A 24,050-nucleotide genomic window follows, 5' to 3' on the forward strand; every position below is an offset into this window, starting at 1 on the left:
ACGCGTCCGCCGGGCAGGTTATGTTGCGTGGTCATGGTCCGGATTTCGCGAAACCCTCGCCTCCCACGGATGTCACATGTGCGACAGGAGGCGCGCTTACACTGATTCACGCTGTAGCGCAAGGACGGCTGCGCCAGTTTCAGGTTCGCGGCACACCGCAGGGCCAGCCCCAGATGTGTTCGACACCGATCAGGCCTGACGAATTTGACGCAACCTCAACGGCCCAAAATCCACGATTGAGGCCAATGGCATCAAAGGAGTGCCATGTCGATCCGGCCCGGAGGCGGCGATGTTGCATATCGCTCTGTCTTCCTGACCTATCAAAAAACCGAAAGAACGCGGGTACACCAGTTGCACCGGATGTCGTCGTTGCCGTGGTCTCGAGAGCGATGCCGCAGACCTCCTCGCCAAACACAATGGCAAGTGAAGCCGCATCGAACAGGTTGGGTTCATGCATCATGACCCCCTTGTGGGACAAAATCCGCATCATGCCCGAGACTTGCACCCCAAGCGCGCCAAACTCCTGAATGAAAGGCTCGCGCGGATCGAAGGGCCCTTCCAACAAAACGAACTGAGCCGGGTCGGCGGGAGCGTGGCCTGTCCCGTTTGCCTGATCCGCCCATGCGTTCGGACTACCACATACGAAAAGTGCGCCCAGCAGGCGCACAATCCAAAAAACAAAGTGCTTCCGCAATGGATCACCCCTGCTTCGTCACCTGCGTGTAATCCAGTTCCACCGGGGTCTCCCGGCCGAAGATCGACACCGACACGGACAAGCGCTGGTTGTCGTCGTCGACGCCCTCGACCATGCCATCGAAACCCTCGAACGGGCCGTCGTTGACCTTGACCTTCTCGCCGATCTCGAAGCGGATCTCCAGACGCGGGGCGTCCTCATTCTCCTGAACCCGGCCTAGGATCGCCTCGACCTCCGCATCGCGCATCGGCATCGGCCGCCCCTGCGGGCCAAGGAAGCCGGTGACGCGGTTGATCGAGTTCACCAGGTGGTAGCCCTTGTCCGACATCTCCATGTGCACCAGCACATAGCCCGGCATGAAACGGCGCTCGGTGGTCACCTTCTTGCCGCGGCGGACCTCGATCACCTCTTCGGTGGGCACCAGGACCTCGTCGATCTGGTCCTGAAGTTCCTGTTCTTCCACAGCCGTCCGGATCTGTTCGGCGATCTTCTTCTCGAAGTTCGACAGGACACTGACCGAATACCACCGCTTTGCCATCTGGCTCTTCCTCGTCTCATAAGGCCACCCCGGAAGGGGCCTTTCCGTCTTACCCCGCACGATCCCGGCGGGAAATAAAAAAGCGGCGTGCAACTCGAATCGGTGCACGCCCTTCATGATTGTCGAGTGACTAACCCCAAGCCCGCCCGAGTTCAAGAGGCGGGCGCGGCGTGTCAGCCAAAGAAGGTCAGGATGCCCTGAAGCCCGCTGCGGATCAGGATGTCCACCAGCGCGAAGAAGATCGCGGTCAAGGTCGCCATGATGAAGACCATGATCGTCGTCAGCATGACCTCGCGGCGGGTCGGCCAGACGACCTTGGAGACCTCGGCGCGGACCTGCTGGATGAACTGAAGCGGATTGACTGTGCGGGCCATGACTGTCGGCTGCCTTTGCTCGGGATGGAGAGTTCGGGCGTATCTACGCATCCGGCGCGGAAATGACAACCCTGTAGCGTCCCGCACCGCTGGCGTTGATAGGCCGCCGTACGGGATTTCAAGTCACGCCCGCTGACGAGACAGTGATCGCCAAAAGCGGAACATCCTTGGCTGAGCGCGGTTTAGCTCGCAACGACGGAGCGACATCCCTCACTCCGCGAACAGTTCGAAACTCGAAAGGAGACGACATGAAACGTCTTATTGCAACCACCGCCCTCGTCGCCACGCTTGCCAGCGGCGCCTACGCCGCGACCGAAGGGCAGCTCTCCATGCTGCAGAACTACCTGCCGGGCGTTGACGTCACCATGTTGACCGAGCAGCAGGTTGATGACCTTCTTGTCATCGCGGCTGCAGAGAGCGACGACACCGAGCGCGCCGCCAAGCTGCAGGCCTACCTCACCCCCGACAACGCGATCGTTGCCGATCCGCTGAACGAAGCCGAGCTGAACGCAATCTACAACGCCGTTCCGGACGCTGACGTGTCGCTGCTTACCAACGGCGAAATCGTCGAGATCCGCGGCGCAATCGTCAGCGGCGACGAACAGGAGATCAAGCGCGTGTTCGAGACGCTGTCCGCCAACAAGGGCATGCTCGACGCCGTGCAGTTCACGGCAGCGGAGGAAGCCGAGATCATCAATATCCAGCCGAACGCGGACTTCTCGAAGATCGACGCCCAGGAAAGCCGCCAGATCCGCGCCGCGCTCACCGGCGGTGACCGGAAGCAAATCGAGACCGTGATCCGCGCAGCCCTCGCAAGCTGATCGTTGGGTCATACTGATCGGGCAAATCGAAAGGGGCGCCGCCATGGCGTCCCTTTTTCGTGCCTAATGCAGACACGTGCAGGCACAGAAGACGGCAGACAAGACTGTTCGAAGAACGTGGCAGGGGCAGCAGGGTTCGAACCCGCGACCTACGGTTTTGGAGACCGTCGCTCTACCAGCTGAGCTATACCCCTAAGGCCGGATGTCCGTTTACGAAAGCCCCGGGTGCTTTGCAAGCGGGAAATCGTCAGATCCACCGCAGTTTTCGCAGGATGAGCAACTGCAGGAACAACACGGCCAGCAGGCCTCCGCTGAACAGCCAGAACGCGTCCGGCGTGCCTGCACCCGGCAGACCACCCACGTTGATCCCGAACAATCCGGTGAGGAAGCCGAGCGGAAGGAACAGGGCAGAGAGAATCGACAGCAGATACATGTTGCGATTCAACCGCTCCGACAGTTGCCCGGCCAGCTCGTCCCGCACCAGCGCCATCCGGTCGCGCATGGCATCCGCGTCTTCCACCACGCGCTCCAGCGCGTCCAGTTCCTCCGCCAGTTCCCGCAGGTTATCCTCCGCGATCCAGTCCGGATGCACGGCCTGCAGCATGCGCATCGCGTCGCGCTGAGGCTGCAGATAACGGCGCAGGATGATCGCCCGCCGCCGCAACTCGACCAGATTCGCCCGCAGGTCGTCGGGCGGCGACTCGTGCAGGACGTCTTCCTCGATCGTATCCGCCTGATCCTCGAGACCGTTCCAGAAATCCTCGATGCGGTAGTTCAATCTCTCCGTGAGACGCACCAGGAATGCCGCCGCATCTTGGGGCCCATGCCCGGTGGACAGCTCCGCAGCAATATCCTCCACGGCGCGCACCCGTCGCCGCGACAGGCTGATGATCCGGCACGGGTCGATCCACATGCGCACCGAAACCATGTCCTCCGGGTCCTCGCCCGCGTTCATGTTGATGCCCCGCAGGATCACGATCAGCCCGTTCTGCACGCGCGTCACCCGCGGACGGGTCTCTTCGGCGACAAGGGCATCGACGATGGTCGGATCGAGATACCCGAGGTTCTCGATGATCCAGCCCGGCGCCTCGGCATGGTGGGCGTGCAAATGCACCCAGGCCAGCGTATCCTCCCGCAGGAGCAACGGCGCCTCGCCCGGAGCAAGCGCACGGCCGGCATCGGGACCGTTCAGGACGTGAGCAAAGGCGATCAGCGCCTCGGGCGCGGGAACAAGTCTGGCCATACGCTTGGTTTAGACCGATGACCCGCGCGTGCAAAGCGTCTTCGCAACAGTGCATCTGGGCATTGAGGTACCGCCACGAAGGCCGAACCTTCGACCACCCCCATGCTATTCCAATCAGTCACAGGATTTCCTCCCGGATCGCGGTGGTCCGCGTGCCGTGAGTCCTGTCTCGCCTGATACAATGGGACCCACAGCCATCCACCTTCGTCGCCCCGATGGTCACCGGACGGGCAAACATCGGAGGCATGGGCAGCCTGCGACATGCGTCGCCAGCGACAAAGCGGCATCCGCCAAAGCCTGCCAGGCGTATTGCCGAAAGGAGCGCACGTCGTCCCGCCATCGCGTTGACGCTCAGGAACGTCACTGCTACCAAAGGCACAAAGACTAAAAAGGGTTAATAATGAATCGTATCATTGCCAGTCTGTCCATGCTTGCCCTCGTCGGCACGGCTCAGGCCTCCGAACCAAACCGCCCCTCGGCAGTTCAGCTCAACGCCATCCAAAGCTATGCCCCGCAGGCCGATCTTTCCGGGATCCAAATGCGCAAGGCGCATGAGATCCTCGCGGTCATCCATTCCGGACGATCCAACGGTCTGACGCGCGGCATTGTGCGCAATCTGCTCAGGAAGGCCGGGATCGACCCGAGAGGCTGACATCGACCGCATCCACGTCTCGATGACGTCAGGGTGTCTCCTGCGGGAGGCACCCTTTTTTTGTCCGGTGCAACCCCCTATCGCACCCGTGAGTCGCGGTGCGTCACGATCACGGAACGCACCGTAGCGTCCCGAAACCATCACGCGCACGCGAGATCACCGAAACATTCCGGGCGATTTCGCGCACAAGAAACTGTGATCAGCCGAAACCGAACGCTTGTCCGCCACCCTGTTCACGCGCCGTCTTCCGCAACGGCAGCGCAATCCACCAAGCCAGGTTGAGCCGCACTTTTCATGTGCACTCACGCACACATGAAGTAACGATCAGCCGAAAGTCAACGGCACAGTTGCGTGAACTCCCTGATATCGCTTCGTGATTTCCGATTTTCGACAGTCGCACATAACTTCGTTTCAGTCAGGACACGGACCTGACCACTCCTCTCAACCAACGGCCAAACCGCCGAAATCAAACGAAGAAAAGGAAACGTATCATGAAACGCACTCTCGCAATCGCCCTCGTCGCAATCGCAGGCTTTACCGGTGCCGCCAACGCCATGGGCAACACCCCGTCGGCTGCAGATCTGCACACGATCCAGCTCTACGCGCCGAACGCCGACCTGTCGGGCCTGACCTCGACCAAGGCGAACCAGCTGCTTGCCGTCATTCAGTCCGGTGACAGCGAAGGCTCGAAAGCGTTCAAGGTCCGGACGCTGCTGCGTTGATCCAGCCGACCAGAGCCGCGCACCCGTCTCCCCGGTGCGCGGTTCCCCCGCGAAAAGGCCGCCTGCATCAGGCGGCCTTTTCTACACAGTCACGGGCAACCACCATGTGCTGCAAACAAAAAGGGCGCCTCCTTTCGGAGACGCCCTTCTTTGTTTCTAGAGCGATTGGTGGGTCACAGACCCACCCTACGGCATCGCTTACGCGAGGATCTTGGCCACGACGCCCGAACCGACGGTGCGGCCGCCTTCGCGGATGGCGAAGCGCAGGCCGTCTTCCATCGCGATCGGCGCGATCAGCTCGACCGTGAACTTCAGGTTGTCGCCCGGCATCACCATCTCGGTGCCTTCCGGCAGCTCGACCGTCCCCGTCACGTCCGTCGTGCGGAAGTAGAACTGCGGGCGGTAGTTCGCGAAGAACGGCGTGTGACGGCCGCCCTCTTCCTTGGTCAGGATGTAGACCTCGGCCTCGAACTTGGTGTGCGGGGTCACGGAACCCGGCTTGCAGAGCACCTGGCCCCGCTCCACCGCGTCACGGTCGATGCCGCGCAGCAGGGCGCCGATGTTGTCGCCGGCCTCACCGCGGTCCAGCAGCTTGCGGAACATTTCGACGCCGGTGCAGGTGGTCTTCTGCGTGGCCTTGATGCCGATGATTTCCAGTTCGTCGCCGACGTTCACAACGCCACGCTCGACACGGCCGGTCACCACGGTGCCGCGGCCGGAGATCGAGAACACGTCTTCGATCGGCATCAGGAACGGCTGGTCCACGGCACGGGCCGGCTGCGGGATGTACTCGTCCACGGCGGCCATCAGCTCGCGGATCTTCTCTTCGCCGATTTCCGGGTTGGTGCCGTTCATGGCAGCCAGAGCGGACCCTGCGATGATCGGAATGTCGTCGCCCGGGAAGTCGTAGGTCGACAGCAGTTCGCGGATTTCCATCTCGACGAGCTCCAGGAGCTCCTCGTCGTCCACCTGGTCCACCTTGTTCATGAACACCACCATGGCGGGGATGCCCACCTGGCGGCCGAGCAGGATGTGCTCGCGCGTCTGCGGCATCGGGCCGTCAGCCGCGTTCACCACGAGGATCGCGCCGTCCATCTGCGCCGCGCCGGTGATCATGTTCTTCACGTAGTCGGCGTGGCCGGGGCAGTCGACGTGCGCGTAGTGACGGTTCTCGGTCTCGTATTCCACGTGCGCGGTCGAGATCGTGATGCCGCGCGCCTTCTCTTCCGGCGCGCCGTCGATCTGGTCGTAGGCGCGGAATTCGCCGAAATACTTCGTGATCGCAGCCGTCAGCGTCGTCTTGCCGTGGTCAACGTGACCGATCGTGCCAATGTTGCAGTGCGGCTTGCCGCGTTCAAACTTTGCCTTACCCATCTCTTCAGACGCCTCACGGTTTTGGGGCCACACGCGACCCGGGGGGTTTCATCGCGGGCGACATATTGGGTTAGCCAAGGAAAATCAAGTGCGGATGAAACCTCATGCGCCCACAACCTGGAGCATGCGGCGCCTGCGCTTGTCCGGGGACGCGATCAACGCCGAAGCCAGCGGGCGACCGGCGCCCAAACGCGCTGGAGCGGCACAGCACCCCGTGGCTCCGGCGCTGCAGTCTGCGCCTTCCCAAGCGCCGGGATCAAGGCACGGGCAAGCCTCGTGGCAGCACGTGCCCGCGGCGCACCCGGCGGGTTGCTCAGCTGTCCGCAGCCACCTCGGCCTGCGCCTCTTCCGCCGGAAGTCCGCCGAACCATCCCTTCGCGGCCTGCTGCTCGCGCATCCATTTTTCGGTCAACAGCGCGGCTTCCTGCGCCAGCCCGCGCATCTGCGCGGCCTTGTCCTTGGACAGACGTGATTCGAAGACCTTGATGACATGAATCGGTTCGGGCTTGGCGTTCAGTTTGGACTGCGTCGCGTCCTGCCAGATCGTCACGTTGATCGCCAGGGCCGACTTTCCCGGCACCACGGGCGGCGGCAGCGAGTAGGCCTCGACACTGACCCCGATGTGATAGAACTGATCGCCGGTGTACCGCCGGAACCGCTCCTCGAAGGCCTCGTCCACCACCTGCGACCATTCCTCCGCCGTGGCGTCACGCGAGACCAGCAGTTGCTGCAGGTTCGGCGCCACCACCTCGGAATGGCCGAGCTTGAAATTCCCCAGCGCAACCGCCGGCTGGCTCAGGTCGACAGGTGTTTCGGAGCAGGCGGCAAGGCCGAGGGCCAGCGCCAGGGCAGTCGTCAATCGGATCATTCCATCCCCCAAAGTCGCGTCCCGCCAGTTAACGCGGAAACACGCATACATGCAATCGAACGCCTTTGCCATGGCATGCCCCGGGCTTATCTATAGCGCATGACCATGCATGATCCCCATCCGCCCCTGCCGGTCCGCGTTCCTCTCGTGACGCGGCCGATGGGATTCTGGGAAAGCCTGAAAGCCACGCGCCGCAACGTGCTTTCGATCATCCCCGAGGTTGCCACGCGTCAGCCGATCCTGTCTGGTCGGACCGGCAAACGCTGGCACATGCTGATGGACCCGAACGGCATACGCAAGGTGCTTCTGGAGAAGCTCGACAGCTACCCGAAATCGCTGGTCACGAAGAACCTCCTGCGCCCCGCCATCGGAGAATCCCTGTTCATCGCGGAGGGTGCGCACTGGCGCTGGCAACGGCGCACCGCCGCGCCCGCGTTCTCGCACCGCAACGTGATGAACCTCGCGCCGATCATGTCCGCCGCTTCCGGGCGTTCCGTGGAGCGCATCCGCGCCGCCGGGCCGCGAGCGGTGAATTTTCTCGACGAAATGGTCAGCCTGACCTTCGACGTGATTTCGGACGTCACCTTTTCCGGCGACGAAGGCTTCGACCGCGACGCGGTGCATGGTGCCATCGACGGCTATATCGCCGAGGCCGCCAAGGTCTCGCTTTTCGATCTGCTGGGTTTGCCGGACTGGGTGCCGCGCCCCGGGCGCGTGTTCTCGGCGGGTGGTGTCGCGCAGATGAAGAAGGTCGCGGACAAGGCCATCGACGCCCGGTCGAAACGGGCTTCGGAGGGGGTGCCGGACCTTCTGGACCTGCTGCTCGCTGGGGAGGACCCGGAGACGAAACGCAAGATGAACACGGCGGAGCTGCGGGACAACCTGCTGACCTTCATCGTCGCGGGGCACGAGACCACGGCGCTCACCCTCTCCTGGTCGCTATACCTGCTCGCCTTCGACCAGGCGGTTCAGGACCGGGCGCGGGAGGAGGTGCTGTCCGTCGTCTCGGGCGACGTGGCAACCGGAGCCGATGTGGAGCGGCTGCCATTCATTCGCAGTATCGTCGACGAGGCTCTGCGCCTCTACCCGCCAGCCGGCCTTGTCTCGCGCACGGCGCTGGCCGATGACACGCTGGTCGGACGGGAGATCCGGAAGGGCGATACGGTCATCCTGCCGATCTATGCCCTGCACCGGCACCATCTGCTCTGGGACCAGCCCGACGCCTTCCGCCCCGACCGTTGGCAACAGGGCAAGCCGGGTCGCTACGCTTACCTGCCCTTCGGGGACGGCCCCCGCATCTGCATTGGGGCCTCTTTCGCCATTCAGGAGGCGGTGATCGTGCTGGCCACGCTGCTTGCCAACTTCCGCTTCACGGCCGTCAAGGGGCGCAGGCCGGAGCCCGTGATGATCCTGACCCTGCGGCCTGAGGGCGGCGTCTGGCTGGAGGCCGAACCGCTCTGACGGCACGAAAGCAAAACGCCGGACCATCGGCCCGGCGTTTTCAGATCAAGCCTGATCTCACATCCCCGGCGGCGGCGGGGGCGGCGGCATGACGGTAAACAGCTGCGCCAGTTCGGCCACATCGTTGGCCCTCTTCCAGCCATCCTGTCCTTGCGTCCAGACATGCGTTTCCCGCTTCAGCTCGCCCGTGGACACCATGCGGCCGAGATCGGCGCGGGAGAACGGTCCCTTGGTCTGACCATTCTCGGCGATGTGCCAGACATGCTCGACCGGCGGCGGCGGCGGAACCGCCGCGCCCTGCGCTCCGGATGAGGCGGGCGAGGGTGCCATGGCCGCGCCCATCTGCTGGCCCATCTGCATGCCCATGGCCGCGCCCATGCCCATGCCGACGCCTTCGGACATGCCGCCCCCGGCGGCCATCGCATCGGCGGCCTTGTACTTCATGTAATCGTCGAGATTGCCCTGAATGCCCCGGCTGGTCCGGTCGTCCAGCGCCTTTTCCACAGCAGGCGGCAGGCTGATGTTCTCGATATAGAGTTCCGGCAGGGTCAGGCCGTAGCCTGCGATCACCGGATCAATGGCCTGCGCGATCAGCTTGCCCACCTCGCCGGTGTTCGCCGCCATGTCCAGAACCGGAATGCCGCTCTTGGCAATCGCGTTGGAGAACTCCTGCACGATGATGTTGCGGATCTGGCCCGAGACCTCGTCCATCGTGAACTCGCCGTCGGTGCCCACGATCTCGCGCATGAACAGCGCCGGATCGGCGACCTTGATGGTATAGGTGCCGAAGGCCCGGATGCGCGTCGGCCCGAACTCCGGGTCGCGCAGCATGATGGGGTTCTTCGTGCCCCACTTCAGGTCCGTGAAGCGGTTGGTCGAAACGAAGTAGACCTCGGACTTGAACGGCGACTTGAAGCCGTGGTCCCAGTGCTGGAGCGAGGTCATGATCGGCATGTTGTTGGTTTCGAGCATGTAGAGCCCGGGCGTGAACACATCCGCCAACTGCCCCTCGTGCACGAAAACCGCCGCCTGACTTTCCCGCACGGTCAGCTTTGCGCCGTACTTGATCTCGTGGCCCTGCCGCTCGAAACGCCAGACCATCGTGTCGCGCGTGTCGTCGGTCCATTCGATGACGTCAATGAACTGGCCAGACAGAAAATCCAGAATACCCATGCTTTTACCCTCTCTCTTCGCGCCCGTCCGGAACGCTCACTCCCCACATCCTGCACCGTCACTCACCCATATGTGAGCGCAAGGCCGCGGGTTCAATTCCTGCGCATCAACTCGACCCACCCAGCAGCGCCGCCGCCTTCCGGCGCACGATCGGCATCGCGACCTCGGCATCCATGCCGGGCTTCAACTCCGGATCGTACAAGATCTTCAACAGCAGTTCGTCATGTCCGGTCAGCAGCGCGAATTCGTCGTCGTCGTTGAAGATCGACGGACGCGCGCGCGGATCGTCATTGCCGAGGCCAAGTCCTTGCGCCACTTCCTCGTGAATGCACGACCGGCGCAGCAGGTCCGGATGCTCCGTGCGGATCACCGCGATGGCCTCGCCGTAGGAATAGCCGTTCGGCTCCTCGGAGAACGCGATGACCAGGCAATGAATCGAGCGCGGCAGGTTGTCGAACACGTCGAGCGAGGCCGGGTTCACATCCGGCACCAGCGCCCTGATGCGCGGCTTGATCTCGGCCTTGTCGTCCTCGGACATGAACAGCACGTGGAAATTGGCGGCGGCGGGCGCACTCAGGGAAATCGGGTGCCCGGTGATGCTGCCCAGCTTGGCCACGTATTGCGAGACCCAGGCACGGTCCTCGGCGATCTGACTTTTGGGCACCCGGGCACCGAACTCCACCGACAGCCGCACCGGCTTGACCCATTTCTTGATGGCACCAAGCTCGCCCCGTGACGGCGTCAGACCGGCACCGCGCTCGTATTCCTCCGCCAGGGCGATCCGTTCGAAATTCCGCGCCAGCATCGTATCGGTGAAGGCGGTATCGGGTCCGCCCCCGTCGGTGCGCAGCAGACCGCGCACCAGAAGGTCGGCCTGGATGGAGGCGTAGTATTTCTGCAGGGCAAGGCTCTGGGCAGAGGGTCCGACCTCGGCCACCTCCGGCGCAGGACGAACCTCTGCCGGTCGCTCGTGCGGCTTGACCGCGGTGGAGCGCGGGGCGAGCGCGGTGTCCTCACAGCCCGCAAGGGCCGCGAAGGCCACAGCGGCGGCCAGGACCGCCCGGAACCCGCCCCGTCCCGTCATGGTCAGCTTGCCGGAACCGACGTGGCCGCGTTGTCGCCGACACCGTCGCGGCGCGCTTTGGCGCTGGCCAGCGTGTCGCGCAGTTCGGCTTCCATCTTCTTGAGTTCCGCTTCCGCGTCGGCGCGACGCTTCTTGCCCTCGTCGGCGATCTGCAGGCTCTCCTGAATGGTGCCGATCAGATCCGCGTTGGCCTGCTTGACAGCTTCGATGTCGAAGACGCCGCGCTCCATCTCCTCGCGGATCATCTTGTTGCTGTCGCGCAGGTTCTTGGCGTTGGAGGTCAGCAGCTCGTTGGTCAGGTCATTGGCGTCCCGCACGGCCGCCGCCGCCTCGGCGCTGCGCTGGATGGTCACCGCCTGCGCCAGCTGGGTCTCCCAGAGCGGCACGGTGTTCACCAGCGTCGAGTTGATCTTGGTCACCAGGGACTTGTCGTTCTCCTGAACGAGGCGGATCGAGGGCAACGACTGCATCGTCACCTGACGGGTCAGCTTCAGGTCATGCACCCGGCGCTCCAGATCGTCCCGCGCGGCACGAAGATCGCGCAGTTCCTGCGCCTTGATCATCTGGTCGTTCTCGGCGGCGGCCTGCACCTCGGCTTCCTTCGCCGGAATATCGACCGTATCGAGCTCCCTAAGCTTCTCCTCGCCCGCCGCGATGTAGAGCGCCAGCTCGTCGTAGAACTGCAGTGTCTTCTCATAAAGCAGGTCGAGCGACTTGATGTCCTTCAGGAGCTTGTGCTCATGCTCCAGCAGGTTGTCCGTGACCTTGTCGATCTGCGCCTGCACCTCCTCGAACCGGGCGGTGAACTTGGCGAACGGCGCGGCGCGGCCGATCAGCTTTTCCCACCAGGTCCGCTCCCGCCGAACGTCCAGCTCGGAGACCGAAAAGCCGCGAATGGTCGTCACGATTCCGCGCAGGCTGTCGCCCGCCGGGCCGACGTCCTTGTTGCGCACGTCCTGCAGCATGGCCTGCGAAATCTCCTGCAACTCCGCCTGCGCCGCCGAGCCGAAAGAGACGATGGAATTGGTATCGCCCATGTCGATCTCGTCCATCCGGGTGCGGATTTCCTCGCCGACCTCCGCGGGGGCCTCGGCCAGCGGCACGACCGCATTGGCTTCCGCCGGCGGCGGCAGGATGACCGCATTGACCTGTTCCACTTCGGCCAGAGCGGCAGCGGCCTTTTGACGTACGTTTTCGGACATCTCGTCCCCCATGGTTATTATGACTTGAACCGTCCCTGTCAGAGACGAACACCTTCGCGCTGCAAACGATCCCGCAACACTTCGATTTCCACCGTCAGATCGGCATTGTTGTCCAGGAGCAGCTTTTCGGTCTTCTTGCCGAAACTCTCTTCGAGATCGGTCAGCAGCATCATGAAATCCGATTTCGCGCCGCGATCCTGCGTGCGGGAAAAGACATCGGCGAATTTCGCCGCCGCATCCTTCGCGCCCATCAGGTATACACCGAGGAACTTGCGTGCGCCGCTCAGGTCGCGCGGGTCCTCCTCGACGGTGCGGATCATCTCGCGCACCTTGATCTGGAACCGCTCGACCCGCGCCTCGACCTGCCGGTCGCCCGCGCGTTTGATGGCGTCGCTCATCGCGGCCAGATGCGCCTCCGCATCGTCCACCACCCGCGCCACGCGGTCCTGCTGGAAGGTGTCGATCCCTTCCATGCCCTTGTCCTTCAACGGGTCCAGCCCGAATGCCCCGATATGCAGCGCCGTCGCCGCAAGGCCGAAGATCACCGGCGCGGCGAACCCCGGTTCGCCCTTGTAAACCGCAATCGCGGTGCCAATACCGCACAGGACGGCGGCAAAGATCTTGCGCGGAATGCCCGGGCGGCGCGCAACGCGGCGCTCGTCATAAGCCGCCTGCGCCTTCAGCCCGTCGCGGAGCAGCCAGGCCCCGAGCAGCAGCGCCCCGGCTCCGACAAGTCCCGTGGCAAGCCCGATGGCGCCATCGTTCAGCGACATCGCGGCCAGAACGATCGGCGGAACAAACAGCACGTTGGAGCGCGCACCCACCGGATCGACCTTGGCGCCCTTGAAGGCAGGCGTCTCCGGTCGATCCTCCGGGGTCACTGTGCTCCCGTCAGGGCTGTATTTGCCACCAAAACGTTGCGCCATGCTCAAAGCCCTCCGAGCCAGCCGGTCACGACCCCGAACAGGAGCACGATCAAGAGCACATAGGTGATTTTCTGCAGGGCGGTTGTGGACATGAAACCCCCGTCCGGTAACGCTTTCACCGAAAACTTAAGGGCAAAATGCTGCGCTTGCTAGGGGGAAGAGGTCAAACTCTTTCTCAGGCAGCAGTTTCTTGCGGCATCCGCCCAAGCAGCATGTCCGCTTCCATGTCAAAGACATCGCGGCCCGATTTGACACCGCTGCGCCGGGCGCGCTCTTCGAAGCTGTCCGCCAGCACCTGCAACTTGGCGAGGTAACGGCGGCGGGCAAAGGCCGTATTCTCGCCGCCCCAGACCTGCTCAAGCCGGCCGATCTCGGTACTCAGGATCTCGATGAACTTGTCCACCGGCTTGTTCATCCGGCGCAGGTCCTGACGGTTGCCCGACATCGCCTTGACCACGCGCGAGGCCATGTTGCGCACGCCGTCGGTCCTGACGGTCAGTTCCGCGTCACCCAGGGCCGCGACCCGTTCGGACAATTCGATCAGCGTATCGTTCACGAGTTCGATGTAATCCGCCGCCTCCAGCCGGGCCAGCACCTCGGGATTGTCCAGCCCCTTGTCGGCCATCGGGTCGAGCCCGAAGGCGGAAAGCCCAAGCCCGAAGGCAAAGAAGCCGAGCAGCACCGGGAACATCAGCGTATGGAAATGCATCCCGGCGAGGATCATCACCATCACGCCGATCAGCAGCGAGCCGAGCACCTTGCGCGGCACCTTGGGACGATAAGCCACTTCGGCCTGCTCATAGGCACGCTGCACCTTGTGGCCGGAGGAAATCAGCCGGAGTGCGGCCGCAAACAACCCCATTTCGACAAGTGCCACGACGACCGCCGCGCTTGATCCCTGGAACAACCAGAGCACCAACGGAAAGGCCGCAAGGAACAGGACGTTCAATCCCGGATCGAGATTGCCGCTACGCTTGAAGCCGGACGTCCCGAAGATCCCGCGCATGCCCACCCTCACCACATGTAGCTCAGCGCAAAGATCAGGACCCACAGAAGCAGGAACGACAAACGCGGGATCAGGACACCGGACTGGCGCGCCCGCACCGCCGCGTGGGTGAGCGTATGATAGGTATCCTGGGCAACCGTCCGCAGTCCGGCAATCGCCAGGAACGTGGACAAACCGAGAATCGAGAGGGTCAGCAGCGTCATCATCATGCCGCCAAGCTGCCCGCGAATCCGGGCGAAAACGGGGCACCCTTCGGGAAATTCGATGAAGTAGTTAAAGCCCGGTAAACCGATTGCAAAAAAAGGAGATCATTTTCTTCCCTGGCTCGGCTTCCGCGTGCGGCTGACGCCGGGTTTTCCCGCCGGTTTGTCTGTCGTCTTGCCAGCTTTGACTCCTGGTTTTGCCGGTTTGCCCGGCCGCTTCGCCGCCTTCGGCTTCGCCGTGCCCACCGGGTCGTCACCCTCCAGCCCCAGTTGATCGCGCATCACCTTGCGCCGCACCTCTTCCACCGCGCCCGCCTTCAGCTGGCCCAGCTGGAACGGACCGTATGACAAACGGATCAGCCGGTTCACCGTCAGGCCGATATCCGTCATCGCCCGCCGGATCTCGCGGTTCTTGCCCTCGCGCAGCCCCACAGTCAGCCAGGCATTCGCCCCCTGCTGGCGGTCGAGCGTGACGATCATCGGCTGGAATTTCTGCCCTTCCACCTCGATCCCCTTGCGCAGGGGTTCGAGTTGCGCATCCGTCGGCCGCCCGTTGACCCGCACCCGGTAACGGCGCAGCCAGCCGGTGGATGGCAATTCCAGCTTGCGCTTGATGCCGCCGTCGTTGGTCAGCAGCAAGAGCCCCTCGGAATTGAGGTCGAGCCGCCCGACGCTCATCACCCGCGGCATGTCCTCCGGCAGGTCGTCGAAGATCGTCTTGCGCCCCTGCTCGTCCTTGTTGGTGGTCACGAGACCCACCGGCTTGTGATAGAGCCAGAGCCGAGGCTCCTCTGGCGCGGTGAGCGGCGTGCCGTCCACCACGATCCGGTCCTTGCCGGTCACGTTGAGCGCCGGGCTGTCGATGACCGTGCCGTTGACGCTCACCTTGCCGTCCGCGATCAGGCGCTCCGCCTCACGGCGCGAGGCGACGCCGGAACGGGAGATGACTTTGGCGATGCGGTCGCCGGGCGGGGTGCTGGAAGGCGTGTCTGACATGCCGCTCCTCTACAGCGTTTCGCAGGGCTGTCAAAGCCCTTCCCCGCTTCCCCCTGCGCCGTTTCGACTGTATCAGACCACCCATGCCGTTTGCCTCGCACATGGACCGCGCCCTGGCGCAAGCCCGCGCCGCCGCTGATCGCGGCGAAGTGCCCGTGGGCGCCGTCGTGGTCGCTCCCTCGGGTGCGGTGGTCAGTGAAGCGGGGAACCGCACGCGGGAGCTGAACGATCCCACCGCCCACGCCGAGATCCTCGCCATCCGGACCGCCTGCGCCGCGTTGGGTCAGGAACGCCTGCCGGATCACGACCTCTATGTCACGCTTGAGCCTTGCCCGATGTGCGCCGGGGCGATCAGCTTCGCGCGCATCCGCAGGCTCTACTACGGCGCACCGGACCCGAAGTCCGGCGGTGTCAGCACCGGGGCACGGGTCTTTGCCCATCCGCAATGTCACCATGCGCCAGAGGTCTATGACGGCATGTCCGAGAAGGCTGCGTCTGCGCTGCTGAAAGATTTCTTCGAGGCGCGGCGATGAGCCGGGTCATCCTGTTCAACAAACCCTACGGCGTGCTCTCGCAGTTCACCGACAAGGGCACCGAGGGCAGCCCGCGCCCGACGCTGTCAAACTTCATTGACCTCAAGGGCGTCTACCCGGCGGGACGGCTCGACCGCGACAGCGAGGGGCTGATGGTGCTGACCGACGACGGCGCCCTGCAGGCTCGCATCGCCTCGCCGAAGTTCAAGAAGCCGAAAACCTACCTCGTCATGGTCGAAGGCACACCAACTGCGGAGCAGGTGGAGGCGCTGCGCAAGGGCGTGACCCTGAACGACGGGCCGACGCGGCCCGCGCACTGCACGGTGATCTACGCGCCCGAGCTCTGGGACCGGGACCCGCCGGTCCGCTTCCGCAAATCGGTCCCGGATGCCTGGCTGAAACTCACGATCACCGAGGGCCGCAACAGGCAGGTGCGTCGCATGACGGCGCATGTGGGCCTGCCTTGCCTGCGGCTGGTGCGCTGGTCCGTGGGGGAATGGTCGCTTGACGGCCTGCCTCCGGGCCAGTGGCGACCGGCCTGAAGGGTGAGCAAATTTTCAGACTGAAAATTTACTCACTGTCCCGCGTTGCCCCCGGCACCCAGAGCACATCCGCGCGGCCTTCGTCATTGGCGATCCGCGCCGCGACGAAGAACCAGTCGGACAGCCGGTTGAGGTATTTCACCGCATCCGGGTTCACATCCTCGACCGAGGCCAGTTCCACCGCCAGCCGCTCCGCCCGCCGTGCCACGGTCCGGCACAGGTGCAGATGCGCCGAGAGCGCCGAGCCGCCCGGCAGGATGAAGCTGCGCAAGGGCTCCAGCCGGGTGTTCATCGCGTCGATCTCGCGCTCCAGCCGCTCGACCTGAGACGCGACCATCCGCAGCGGCGTGTACCCCGCCTCGCCATCCTTGTCCCGGTCGGGGCGGCACAGGTCCGCGCCAAGATCGAACAGATCGTTCTGGATGCGCCCGAGGGCCACATCCACGTCTCCTTCCGCATGCAGCCGCGCCATACCGAGGCAGGAATTCAATTCGTCCGAGGTCCCGTAAGCCTCAACCCGCGCATCGTATTTCGGCACGCGGGTGCCATTGCCCAGCGCCGTGTCGCCCTTGTCCCCGGTGCGGGTGTAAATCCTGTTCAGAACGACCATGCTCAGTTCCTCCTTATCCAGACAAACAGCAGGATCAGCATCACCGCCACGAACTGCGCGATGATCCGCCAGCGCATCGCCTTGTTGGCGTACTTGCGGTTGAACGCGCCGCCCTTGGCGAACGAGCCTATGCCGAACAGAAGGATCGCCACAACGGCCAGCATGGCCGCCGCGACGACGAGAAAGAGGGGGTCCTGGAACACGGGAAGTCTCCTGAATGCTTGCCCCTCACATAGCGGGGATTCGCGGGAATGCGAACCCGAAGCGCACGGACATCTCGCCGCGTCAGCGGCCCTTGCCCATCAGCCAGTCGAGCCGCCGCGTCGTCAGCACACGTCGCGCGATGCCGGAAATCCACGTCGGTGTGGTGATGTAGTACCGCGGGCGTGGACGCGATGCCTCGCAGGCATGGATCAGCTTCGCGGTCACCGCCGAGGGAGGCAGTTCGAAAGCGTCCTTTCCGCGGTCCTCATAGAGCCGTTTCAGGAGCTTCGCCTCGTATTCCTCGCGCCGCGCCGAGCTGCGCCAGTCCACCCAGCGCTCGAAATGCGGGATCGCGTTCACCCGGATCTTCGACGTCACCGGCCCGGTGTTCAGTGTCACGACATGAATACCCGTTCCCGCCATCTCCAGCCGCCAGGTATCGCTCAGCCCTTCCATGGCGTATTTGGTCGCGTTGTACGCGCCGCGCCACGGTTGGGAGACCAGCCCGAGCACCGAAGAATGGTTGACGATCCGCCCCTGCCCCTGCGCCCGCATGACCGGAATCACGCGCCGCGTCAGGTCATGCCAGCCAAAGACATTCGCCTCGAAGATCGTGCGAAGCGCCCCCGCCGGAAGGTCTTCCAATGCGCCCGGGATGGCATGGGCGCCATTGTTGAACAACACGTCCAGCGTGCCGCCGGTCGCGGCCAGCACCTCGGCCAGCCCGCTCTCAATGCTCTGAGGATCGGTATAGTCGATGCGCGGACTCTCGAAACCCTCCGCCCGTCGCTGTTCGCAATCGACGTCCTGCCGGCAGGACGCAAACACCCGCCAGCCGCGCACCTTCAAGCCGCGCGCCGCGTCGAGACCGATCCCGGAGGAACAGCCGGTGATGAGAATGGTTTTGCCTGTCATGCCGGACGTCTACTGCGTTTCATGGGAGGCTTGAAAGCGCCGACCCCGAAAAAACCGACGCGCGGCGCAAGGGCCGCGCGTCATATCCCTCACACGCGCCGCGCCAAGGTCCGGGCGGCACCACCGTCCGATCAATAGGCGATCAGGAAGCGATCGGACATCCAGCCGATCTCGTTGTTGCCAGCCATCGCCCGCAGCTGCACCCAGCCACCGCCGGCATCCTGCATGACCTCGACCTCTTCGCCCTCAAAGAGCTGCGCCACCACATCGTAGCCGGTGCCCGGACCGCTGCGCAGATTCACCACGCTGCCACTCACCGTGCGGTAATCAATGCTCGACGCCTCCGCCGTGCGCGTGGCGGGCGGCGCATCGGCCTGCAGCGCGGTCACGATCAACTGTACGGGATCGGCTTCGGCATCCGGTTCGGTGACGGCAATTTCGGTCAGACCCGACAGGTCGGTCAGACCAGCGGTGCCCATCCCCGAGGTGCGGGTGACTTCAGGAACCTCGGGCTTGGCGGCTTCCACCGGCTCGCGGCGGATGATCTGGGACTCGGGAAGCGGCGTTTCCGACTTCGTGCTGAGCATCGCGACGCGCCGGGGTTCGGCAGGGGCGTCATAGGTGATCGGCGGGGCAAGCAGCGCAAGCGAATGTTCGCCTGGCACGAAGGCACTGCCGCCGGACAATTCGTACCAGGCCCACCCCAGGAATCCGAAAGTCAGAAAAATCACACGGTGCATGGCCATTGTCCCCCATGAGTACCCAGTCACTCATACAACCGGATTCTTGCGTCCCGGTTCCCTCATTCTTAACAGATTCGTTAACACGCAATAAGTGAAAAAGCGGGAAAATTTCCCCGCGCGGACTCTTGCTGGTTCTTTACCGCCCGAAGCCCCGCCTGTATCACCGCTGCCATGGATGAAGATGACACCCTCGACCCAAGCCTGAATCGTCAACTCTCGGAGCCGCTCAGCCGGGCCATCGGCGAGCGCTACCTGACGTATGCGCTCTCGACGATCATGCACCGGGCGCTGCCCGATGCCCGCGACGGGCTGAAGCCGGTGCATCGACGCATCCTCTATGCCATGCGCCGCCTGCGGCTGTCCTCCTCCGGCGGCTTTCTGAAGTCGGCGAAGATCAGCGGCGACACCATGGGGGACTTCCACCCCCACGGCGACGCGGCGATCTACGATGCCATGGCCCGTCTCGCGCAGGATTTCACCATCCGCTACCCGCTGGTGGATGGTCAGGGCAACTTCGGCAATATCGACGGCGACAACCCCGCCGCCTCGCGCTACACCGAAGCGCGCATGACGGTAATGTCAGAGGCCCTGCTCGACGGGCTCGACGAGAACGCCGTCGACTTCCGCGACAACTACGATGGCCGCCTCAAGGAGCCGGTCGTCCTGCCCGCCTCCTATCCCAACCTGCTGGCCAATGGCGCTTCCGGCATCGCGGTCGGCATGGCCACCAACATCCCGCCGCACAACATCGGCGAGCTGCTGAACGCCTGCCTGCATCTGATCAAATCGCCGAACGCGGTGGATGATACGCTGCTCCAGTATGTGCCCGGCCCCGACTTCCCGACCGGCGGCGTCATCGTCGAGCCGGCGGAGAACATCGCGCAGGCCTACAGCACCGGGCGCGGCTCCATCCGGCTCAGAGCGAAATGGCACGTCGAGGACCTCGGGCGCGGCACGTGGCAGGCGGTGGTCACGGAAATCCCCTACCAGGTTCAGAAATCCAAGCTGGTCGAGCGCATCGCCGAACTGATCCAGACCAAGAAGATCCCGGTCCTTGCCGATGTGCGCGACGAAAGCGCCGAAGACATCCGCATGGTGCTGGAGCCGAAGACCGGCAAGGTCGATCCGGACGTGATGATGAACCTGCTGTTCCGTAACTCCGATCTGGAAACCCGGTTCTCGCTCAACATGAACGTGCTGATCGACGGCGTGACGCCGAAGGTCTGCTCGCTGAAGGAAGTGCTGCGCGCCTTCCTCGATTTCCGCCGAGACGTGCTCATTCGCCGGTCGAAGCACCGCATGGCGCAGATCGACAACCGGCTGGAACGGCTGGAGGGCTTCCTCATCGCCTTCCTCAACCTCGACCGCGTGATCGACATCATCCGCTACGACGATGATCCCAAGGCGGCGCTGATGTACGAGGACTGGTCGAAGCCGCATCAGGCGACGATCACCCGCGCCACCGACGAGCGCGACTACCGCTCGCCGCTCGCCGGAGTCGACGTGAAGGCTCTGGTGCTGCGCGACGACGAGGACGCCTTCGCCCGCGGCGTGCTGGCTGACGACGGCACCGACGGCAAGATCCCCGCCCGCTTCGTCGGCCGCTCCGAAGGGCTGTCGGACGTGCAGGCGGAGGCGATCCTCAACATGCGCCTGCGTGCCCTGCGCCGTCTGGAAGAACTGGAACTGATCCGCGAGCGCGACGCGCTGATGGAAGAACGCGCCGGTCTGGAAGACCTGCTCGACTCCGAGGACATGCAGTGGAAGCGCATCGCCGACCAGCTGCGCGAGGTCCGCAAGGCCTTTGGCAAGGACTACGCCGGCGGCGCCCGCCGCACGCTGATCTCCGAAGCCGCCGAAGTCGAGGACGTGCCGCTCGAAGCGATGATCGAGCGCGAGCCGATCACCGTGGTCTGCTCCCAGATGGGCTGGATCCGCGCCATGACCGGCCACATCGACCTGACCCGCGAGCTGAAGTTCAAGGACGGCGACGGCCCGCGCTTTGTCTTCCATGCGGAAACCACGGACCGGCTGCTGGTGTTTGGCTCCAACGGCCGCTTCTACACCCTCTCGGCCTCGAACCTGCCCGGCGGGCGCGGCATGGGCGAGCCGGTGCGGATCATGGTCGACCTGCCGAACGACGCGGAGATCGTCGATCTGTTCATCCACCGGCCCGAGGGCAAGCTGCTGGTGGCGTCCTCGGCGGGTGACGGATTCATCGTGCCCGAGGCGGAGGTGGTCGCCCAGACCCGCGCGGGCAAGCAGGTGCTGAACGTGCGCGATGACGTCAAGGCACGCGTCTGCAAGCCGGTCAGCGGCGACGCGGTGGCGGTGGTTGGGGACAACCGCAAGGTCCTGGTCTTCATGCTCGACGAACTGCCGGAGATGGGCCGGGGGAAGGGTGTGCGGCTGCAGAAGTACAAGGACGGCGGCATGTCGGACGCCCGGACCTTCACGCTGGCGGAGGGGCTGTCCTGGCTCGACCCGGCGGGACGGACCCGGACCGAAACGGCACTGGACGAATGGATCGGCAAACGCGCCAGCTCCGGCCGCATGGCCCCGCGCGGCTTCCCGAGGGACAACCGCTTTACCTGAGCGCCTGCTTCGGCGAAGGAAAATTTCGCCGGAGCGAAATTTTGTTCGGGGCGCTGCCCCGGACCCCGAGGGTATTTGAGGACCAGAGAAGACTGGGCGCACAGGGCTCGGGCTGACCCGAGGTGGCCTGTCCAGTCGCTATTGATTGCACGGACTGCGCCGCGCGGCTTACCTTTCCGCAAAAGACATTTGACCGACGTGACCCGTGACAGACGCTTCCTCTGCTGACCCGAAAAGCGGCCCGCTCCTCGCCACGACGTTTCACGGCACGCGGTCCAACCTGTTCGGCCTGGCTTTCAGGACCGGGCTGCTGACCGTCCTGACGCTTGGGGTCTACCGGTTCTGGATGAAGACCCGGCTGAGGCGCTGGTATTGGTCGGCGATCCGCGTCGGCGGGCTGCCGCTGGAATATGTCGGCGATCCGATGGAAAAGCTGCTCGGGTTCCTTGTTGCCGTGGTCATCCTCGCCTTCTACATCGGCATCGTGAACCTGGCGTTGATGTTCGCCAGCTTTTCGCTGTTCCAGAACAACACGGCCGCCTACCTGCTCTCCTTCGTCGGGGTGATCCCGATCTGGTTCTACGCGCAGTACCGCGCCCGGCGCTATGTGCTCGCCCGCACCCGCTGGCTCGGCCTGCGTTTCGGGCTGGAGCCGGGAGCCTGGGGCTATGCGGTCCGGGCGCTGGGGTACTGGCTGCTGACAATCCTGTCCTGCGGCCTGTTGTGGCCGCTGATGACCTTCCGGCTGGAGGAATACAAGACAAACCGCACGTTCTTCGGGGACAAGCGCCTGCATCAGGGCGGGCGCTGGACGATGCTTTACAAGCCGCTGGTATACATTGTCCTTTCCGCAGGTCTTGGTGTGATCGGCATCATCATGAGCCAGCTTCTGGGCATGGCCGAGGGCGGCTTTGTCGCCACTGCAGCGGTGTTGCTCGGCCTCTTTGGCCTCGCCTATTACAAGGTCGACAGCCTGCGCCGCCTGACCAATGCCAAGACCTTGGGCGGTGTCTCCCTGCGTCTGACGGCAAGCCCCTGGCGCGTCCTCTGGATTCACGGATTTGGCTACACGCTTGCCGGTCTCGCCGCTGCCGTTCCGCTTGGCTTGCTGACTCTGCTTTTTCTGCAACTGCAATCGCTCGAAACCCTCGTCCGGCTGGGCGCGGAAGACGCGCCGGTGTTGTTCGAAGGGGCCGACCGATGGGTTTTCGTCGTGCTCTCGATCATGGCCTATTTCTCGATCTTCTTGGTCTGGTCTGCGCTGACCCACGCGCTCGTGACCCTGCCGCTGGTCCGCCACTATGCGCAGGGGCTGACCCTCTCCGGCAGCGAACACCTCTCCACCATCCGCCAGCGTCCGCGAGACGAACACAGCGAGGCGGAAGGTTTTGCCGAAGCGCTGGATGTGGGGGCCTCGCTATGAACGAGAGCGAGAGCGACCTGTGCCGTGCGCTGCACCTCGATGGCGAAACCGGCGCGCAGCGGACCCTGACCGTTGCACTGGACATGGAGCGGCAGATGCTGACCGGCGCGGCGCTGGACTGGCCCCTCGGCGATATCCGCGAGGTGCCCGACCAGGCTCAGAAGGACCTGCTGATCCTGCGGCTTGCGGACGATCCGGTACAGCGACTGATCCTGACGGACCGCCGCTTCGCCCCGCGAATTCCCAATCTGAACAAACGGGCCACGGTCACCCGGCGCGGGCCGCTTCTGAAATGGGCCCTCGCGGCGTTGGCCTCCGTGGCGCTGATCGTCTTCGTGCTGGTCCCTGTCATGGCGGACCAACTGGCGCGGTTCATTCCACCGGAAGGGGAGCGGGCGCTCGGGCAGGTGACGCTCGAGCAGATCCGCGGTGCCATGGACGAAACTGGCATCGCCCCGGTGGCCTTTTGCGAGGCCCGCGCCGGGCGGCAGGCGCTGCAGGAGATCCAGAGCCGGCTGGAGGCGGTGACCGATCTGCCTACGGGGCTGTCGGTCTACGTGCTCGACCATCCCATGGTCAACGCCTTCGCCTTGCCCGGGGGGCATGTGGTGTTCTTCCGGGGCCTGATCGACGAGGCGGAACATCCGGAGGAGATCGCCGCCGTCTTCGCGCATGAGATCGGCCATGTGGTCAGCCGCGATCCCACCCGCAACGCGCTGCGCTCCGCCGGGTCCATCGGCGTGCTCGGCCTGTTGTTCGGCGACTTCGCCGGCGGCGCCGTCGTCCTTTTTCTGGCCGAACGGCTCATCGACGCACAGTACAGCCAGGGTGCCGAGGCGGGTGCCGACCTCTTTGCCCACGAAACGCTGCGCCGCGCCGGGATCGCGCCGAGCGCCCTTGGCGACATGTTCGGACGGCTGCGCAGCAAGGGCGGCGATGCGCCCGCTATCCTGGCGCATTTCCTCTCCCACCCGGCGCTTGGCGACCGCATCGAGGCCGCCGAAGCCGCCACGCCCGAAGGATTCGTGCCGACGCCTCTGCTGACGGACGACGCGTGGGCGGCTCTGAAATCCGTCTGCGATCAGAAGCGGTTACAGTGATCGGGCCGCAACCCACCCCTCCCGCGCAAAGGCGGCAATACCTGACTT

At 64.3% G+C, this 24,050-nt stretch carries 26 protein-coding genes and 1 tRNA gene; 9 read left to right on the top strand and 18 right to left on the bottom strand.

Features of this window, described 5'->3' with window-relative positions; all coding sequences use genetic code 11:
* Window positions 1-139: 139 nt before the first annotated feature.
* The 3 genes from ACP159_RS20845 to secE form a co-directional block, all read right to left on the bottom strand.
* Entirely contained in the window at window positions 140-694 is a 555-nt protein-coding gene (locus ACP159_RS20845) for a hypothetical protein (RefSeq protein WP_425101654.1), read from the bottom strand.
* A 4-nt stretch (window positions 695-698) separates the two neighbouring features.
* The gene (gene nusG, locus ACP159_RS20850) at window positions 699-1,232 is read right to left on the bottom strand and encodes a transcription termination/antitermination protein NusG (RefSeq protein ID WP_425101655.1); all 534 of its coding nucleotides are present in this window, start codon (window positions 1,230-1,232) and stop codon (window positions 699-701) included.
* Window positions 1,233-1,405: 173 nt separating this feature from the next.
* The gene (gene secE, locus ACP159_RS20855; protein ID WP_425101656.1) at window positions 1,406-1,606 is read right to left on the bottom strand and encodes a preprotein translocase subunit SecE; all 201 of its coding nucleotides are present in this window, start codon (window positions 1,604-1,606) and stop codon (window positions 1,406-1,408) included.
* Window positions 1,607-1,854: 248 nt separating this feature from the next.
* Between secE and ACP159_RS20860 the strand changes: the two genes are divergently transcribed.
* A complete protein-coding gene (locus ACP159_RS20860; RefSeq protein WP_425101657.1) occupies window positions 1,855-2,427 on the top strand; it encodes a hypothetical protein in 573 nt (190 codons plus the stop codon).
* A 118-nt stretch (window positions 2,428-2,545) separates the two neighbouring features.
* On the opposite strand, the gene ACP159_RS20865 is transcribed toward ACP159_RS20860, so the two are convergent.
* Window positions 2,546-2,621 (bottom strand) — tRNA-Trp (locus ACP159_RS20865).
* 53 nt (window positions 2,622-2,674) lie between these two features.
* Entirely contained in the window at window positions 2,675-3,670 is a 996-nt protein-coding gene (locus ACP159_RS20870) for a zinc transporter ZntB (RefSeq protein ID WP_425101658.1), read from the bottom strand.
* Window positions 3,671-4,070: 400 nt separating this feature from the next.
* Here ACP159_RS20870 and ACP159_RS20875 point away from each other — a divergent pair, with 400 nt between their 5' ends.
* Together ACP159_RS20875 and ACP159_RS20880 are read left to right on the top strand one after the other, a co-directional pair.
* Window positions 4,071-4,322: a hypothetical protein gene (locus ACP159_RS20875; RefSeq protein WP_425101659.1), complete on the top strand. Its 252-nt coding sequence runs from the start codon at window positions 4,071-4,073 to the stop codon at window positions 4,320-4,322.
* A 491-nt stretch (window positions 4,323-4,813) separates the two neighbouring features.
* Complete coding sequence (locus ACP159_RS20880; protein ID WP_425101660.1) at window positions 4,814-5,044, top strand: hypothetical protein; 231 nt, start codon at window positions 4,814-4,816, stop codon at window positions 5,042-5,044.
* Window positions 5,045-5,242: 198 nt separating this feature from the next.
* On the opposite strand, the gene tuf is transcribed toward ACP159_RS20880, so the two are convergent.
* Window positions 5,243-6,418, bottom strand: coding sequence for an elongation factor Tu (gene tuf / locus ACP159_RS20885; protein ID WP_425101637.1), 1,176 nt, complete (start codon window positions 6,416-6,418; stop codon window positions 5,243-5,245).
* Between the two features lie 313 nt (window positions 6,419-6,731).
* Entirely contained in the window at window positions 6,732-7,286 is a 555-nt protein-coding gene (locus ACP159_RS20890; RefSeq protein WP_425101661.1) for a hypothetical protein, read from the bottom strand.
* Between the two features lie 99 nt (window positions 7,287-7,385).
* Here ACP159_RS20890 and ACP159_RS20895 point away from each other — a divergent pair, with 99 nt between their 5' ends.
* The gene (locus ACP159_RS20895) at window positions 7,386-8,747 is read left to right on the top strand and encodes a cytochrome P450 (protein ID WP_425101662.1); all 1,362 of its coding nucleotides are present in this window, start codon (window positions 7,386-7,388) and stop codon (window positions 8,745-8,747) included.
* 57 nt (window positions 8,748-8,804) lie between these two features.
* Here the strand turns inward: ACP159_RS20895 and ACP159_RS20900 are convergent, their stop codons facing one another.
* The 7 genes from ACP159_RS20900 to ACP159_RS20930 all read right to left on the bottom strand — a co-directional run bounded on the left by ACP159_RS20900 (window position 8,805) and on the right by ACP159_RS20930 (window position 15,337).
* On the bottom strand, window positions 8,805-9,920 hold the full coding sequence (locus tag ACP159_RS20900) for an SPFH domain-containing protein (RefSeq protein WP_425101663.1): 1,116 nt from the start codon (window positions 9,918-9,920) through the stop codon (window positions 8,805-8,807).
* A 106-nt stretch (window positions 9,921-10,026) separates the two neighbouring features.
* On the bottom strand, window positions 10,027-11,004 hold the full coding sequence (locus tag ACP159_RS20905) for a DUF2927 domain-containing protein (protein ID WP_425101664.1): 978 nt from the start codon (window positions 11,002-11,004) through the stop codon (window positions 10,027-10,029).
* A gap of 2 nt (window positions 11,005-11,006) precedes the next feature.
* Window positions 11,007-12,206, bottom strand: a complete 1,200-nt coding sequence (locus ACP159_RS20910; RefSeq protein ID WP_425101665.1) for a toxic anion resistance protein — start codon at window positions 12,204-12,206, stop codon at window positions 11,007-11,009.
* A gap of 38 nt (window positions 12,207-12,244) precedes the next feature.
* Window positions 12,245-13,132 carry a 5-bromo-4-chloroindolyl phosphate hydrolysis family protein gene (locus tag ACP159_RS20915; protein WP_425101666.1) on the bottom strand — a complete coding sequence of 296 codons (888 nt, stop codon included), beginning with the start codon at window positions 13,130-13,132 and terminating at the stop codon, window positions 12,245-12,247.
* Window positions 13,133-13,307: 175 nt separating this feature from the next.
* Window positions 13,308-14,138 carry a hypothetical protein gene (locus tag ACP159_RS20920; protein ID WP_425101667.1) on the bottom strand — a complete coding sequence of 277 codons (831 nt, stop codon included), beginning with the start codon at window positions 14,136-14,138 and terminating at the stop codon, window positions 13,308-13,310.
* Window positions 14,139-14,146: 8 nt separating this feature from the next.
* Window positions 14,147-14,341 carry a hypothetical protein gene (locus ACP159_RS20925; protein ID WP_425101668.1) on the bottom strand — a complete coding sequence of 65 codons (195 nt, stop codon included), beginning with the start codon at window positions 14,339-14,341 and terminating at the stop codon, window positions 14,147-14,149.
* Between the two features lie 105 nt (window positions 14,342-14,446).
* Complete coding sequence (locus ACP159_RS20930) at window positions 14,447-15,337, bottom strand: pseudouridine synthase (protein ID WP_425101669.1); 891 nt, start codon at window positions 15,335-15,337, stop codon at window positions 14,447-14,449.
* 83 nt (window positions 15,338-15,420) lie between these two features.
* On the opposite strand from ACP159_RS20930, the gene ACP159_RS20935 reads away from it, so the two are divergent.
* Together ACP159_RS20935 and ACP159_RS20940 are read left to right on the top strand one after the other, a co-directional pair.
* Window positions 15,421-15,870, top strand: coding sequence for a nucleoside deaminase (locus ACP159_RS20935; protein ID WP_425101670.1), 450 nt, complete (start codon window positions 15,421-15,423; stop codon window positions 15,868-15,870).
* Window positions 15,867-16,412: a pseudouridine synthase gene (locus tag ACP159_RS20940; protein WP_425101671.1), complete on the top strand. Its 546-nt coding sequence runs from the start codon at window positions 15,867-15,869 to the stop codon at window positions 16,410-16,412. Before ACP159_RS20935 ends, ACP159_RS20940 begins: the two co-directional genes overlap by 4 nt.
* Before the next feature lie 28 nt (window positions 16,413-16,440).
* On the opposite strand, the gene ACP159_RS20945 is transcribed toward ACP159_RS20940, so the two are convergent.
* The 4 genes from ACP159_RS20945 to ACP159_RS20960 all read right to left on the bottom strand — a co-directional run bounded on the left by ACP159_RS20945 (window position 16,441) and on the right by ACP159_RS20960 (window position 18,881).
* On the bottom strand, window positions 16,441-17,022 hold the full coding sequence (locus ACP159_RS20945; protein WP_425101672.1) for a cob(I)yrinic acid a,c-diamide adenosyltransferase: 582 nt from the start codon (window positions 17,020-17,022) through the stop codon (window positions 16,441-16,443).
* A gap of 2 nt (window positions 17,023-17,024) precedes the next feature.
* Window positions 17,025-17,225 carry a twin transmembrane helix small protein gene (locus ACP159_RS20950; protein ID WP_425101673.1) on the bottom strand — a complete coding sequence of 67 codons (201 nt, stop codon included), beginning with the start codon at window positions 17,223-17,225 and terminating at the stop codon, window positions 17,025-17,027.
* An 82-nt stretch (window positions 17,226-17,307) separates the two neighbouring features.
* The gene (locus ACP159_RS20955; protein ID WP_425101674.1) at window positions 17,308-18,141 is read right to left on the bottom strand and encodes an SDR family NAD(P)-dependent oxidoreductase; all 834 of its coding nucleotides are present in this window, start codon (window positions 18,139-18,141) and stop codon (window positions 17,308-17,310) included.
* Window positions 18,142-18,272: 131 nt separating this feature from the next.
* The gene (locus tag ACP159_RS20960) at window positions 18,273-18,881 is read right to left on the bottom strand and encodes an SH3 domain-containing protein (RefSeq protein ID WP_425101675.1); all 609 of its coding nucleotides are present in this window, start codon (window positions 18,879-18,881) and stop codon (window positions 18,273-18,275) included.
* Window positions 18,882-19,055: 174 nt separating this feature from the next.
* Here ACP159_RS20960 and ACP159_RS20965 point away from each other — a divergent pair, with 174 nt between their 5' ends.
* The 3 genes from ACP159_RS20965 to ACP159_RS20975 all read left to right on the top strand — a co-directional run bounded on the left by ACP159_RS20965 (window position 19,056) and on the right by ACP159_RS20975 (window position 24,002).
* Window positions 19,056-21,479 (top strand): DNA topoisomerase IV subunit A, encoded by a 2,424-nt coding sequence (locus ACP159_RS20965; protein WP_425101676.1) that lies wholly within the window; start codon window positions 19,056-19,058, stop codon window positions 21,477-21,479.
* Window positions 21,480-21,684: 205 nt separating this feature from the next.
* The gene (locus ACP159_RS20970; RefSeq protein WP_425101677.1) at window positions 21,685-22,902 is read left to right on the top strand and encodes a YjgN family protein; all 1,218 of its coding nucleotides are present in this window, start codon (window positions 21,685-21,687) and stop codon (window positions 22,900-22,902) included.
* Window positions 22,899-24,002 carry a M48 family metallopeptidase gene (locus tag ACP159_RS20975; protein WP_425101678.1) on the top strand — a complete coding sequence of 368 codons (1,104 nt, stop codon included), beginning with the start codon at window positions 22,899-22,901 and terminating at the stop codon, window positions 24,000-24,002. Before ACP159_RS20970 ends, ACP159_RS20975 begins: the two co-directional genes overlap by 4 nt.
* The last annotated feature ends 48 nt before the right edge of the window (window positions 24,003-24,050 follow it).

Source organism: Tropicibacter sp. S64 (genome assembly GCF_049803835.1).
GTDB lineage: Bacteria > Pseudomonadota > Alphaproteobacteria > Rhodobacterales > Rhodobacteraceae > Pacificoceanicola.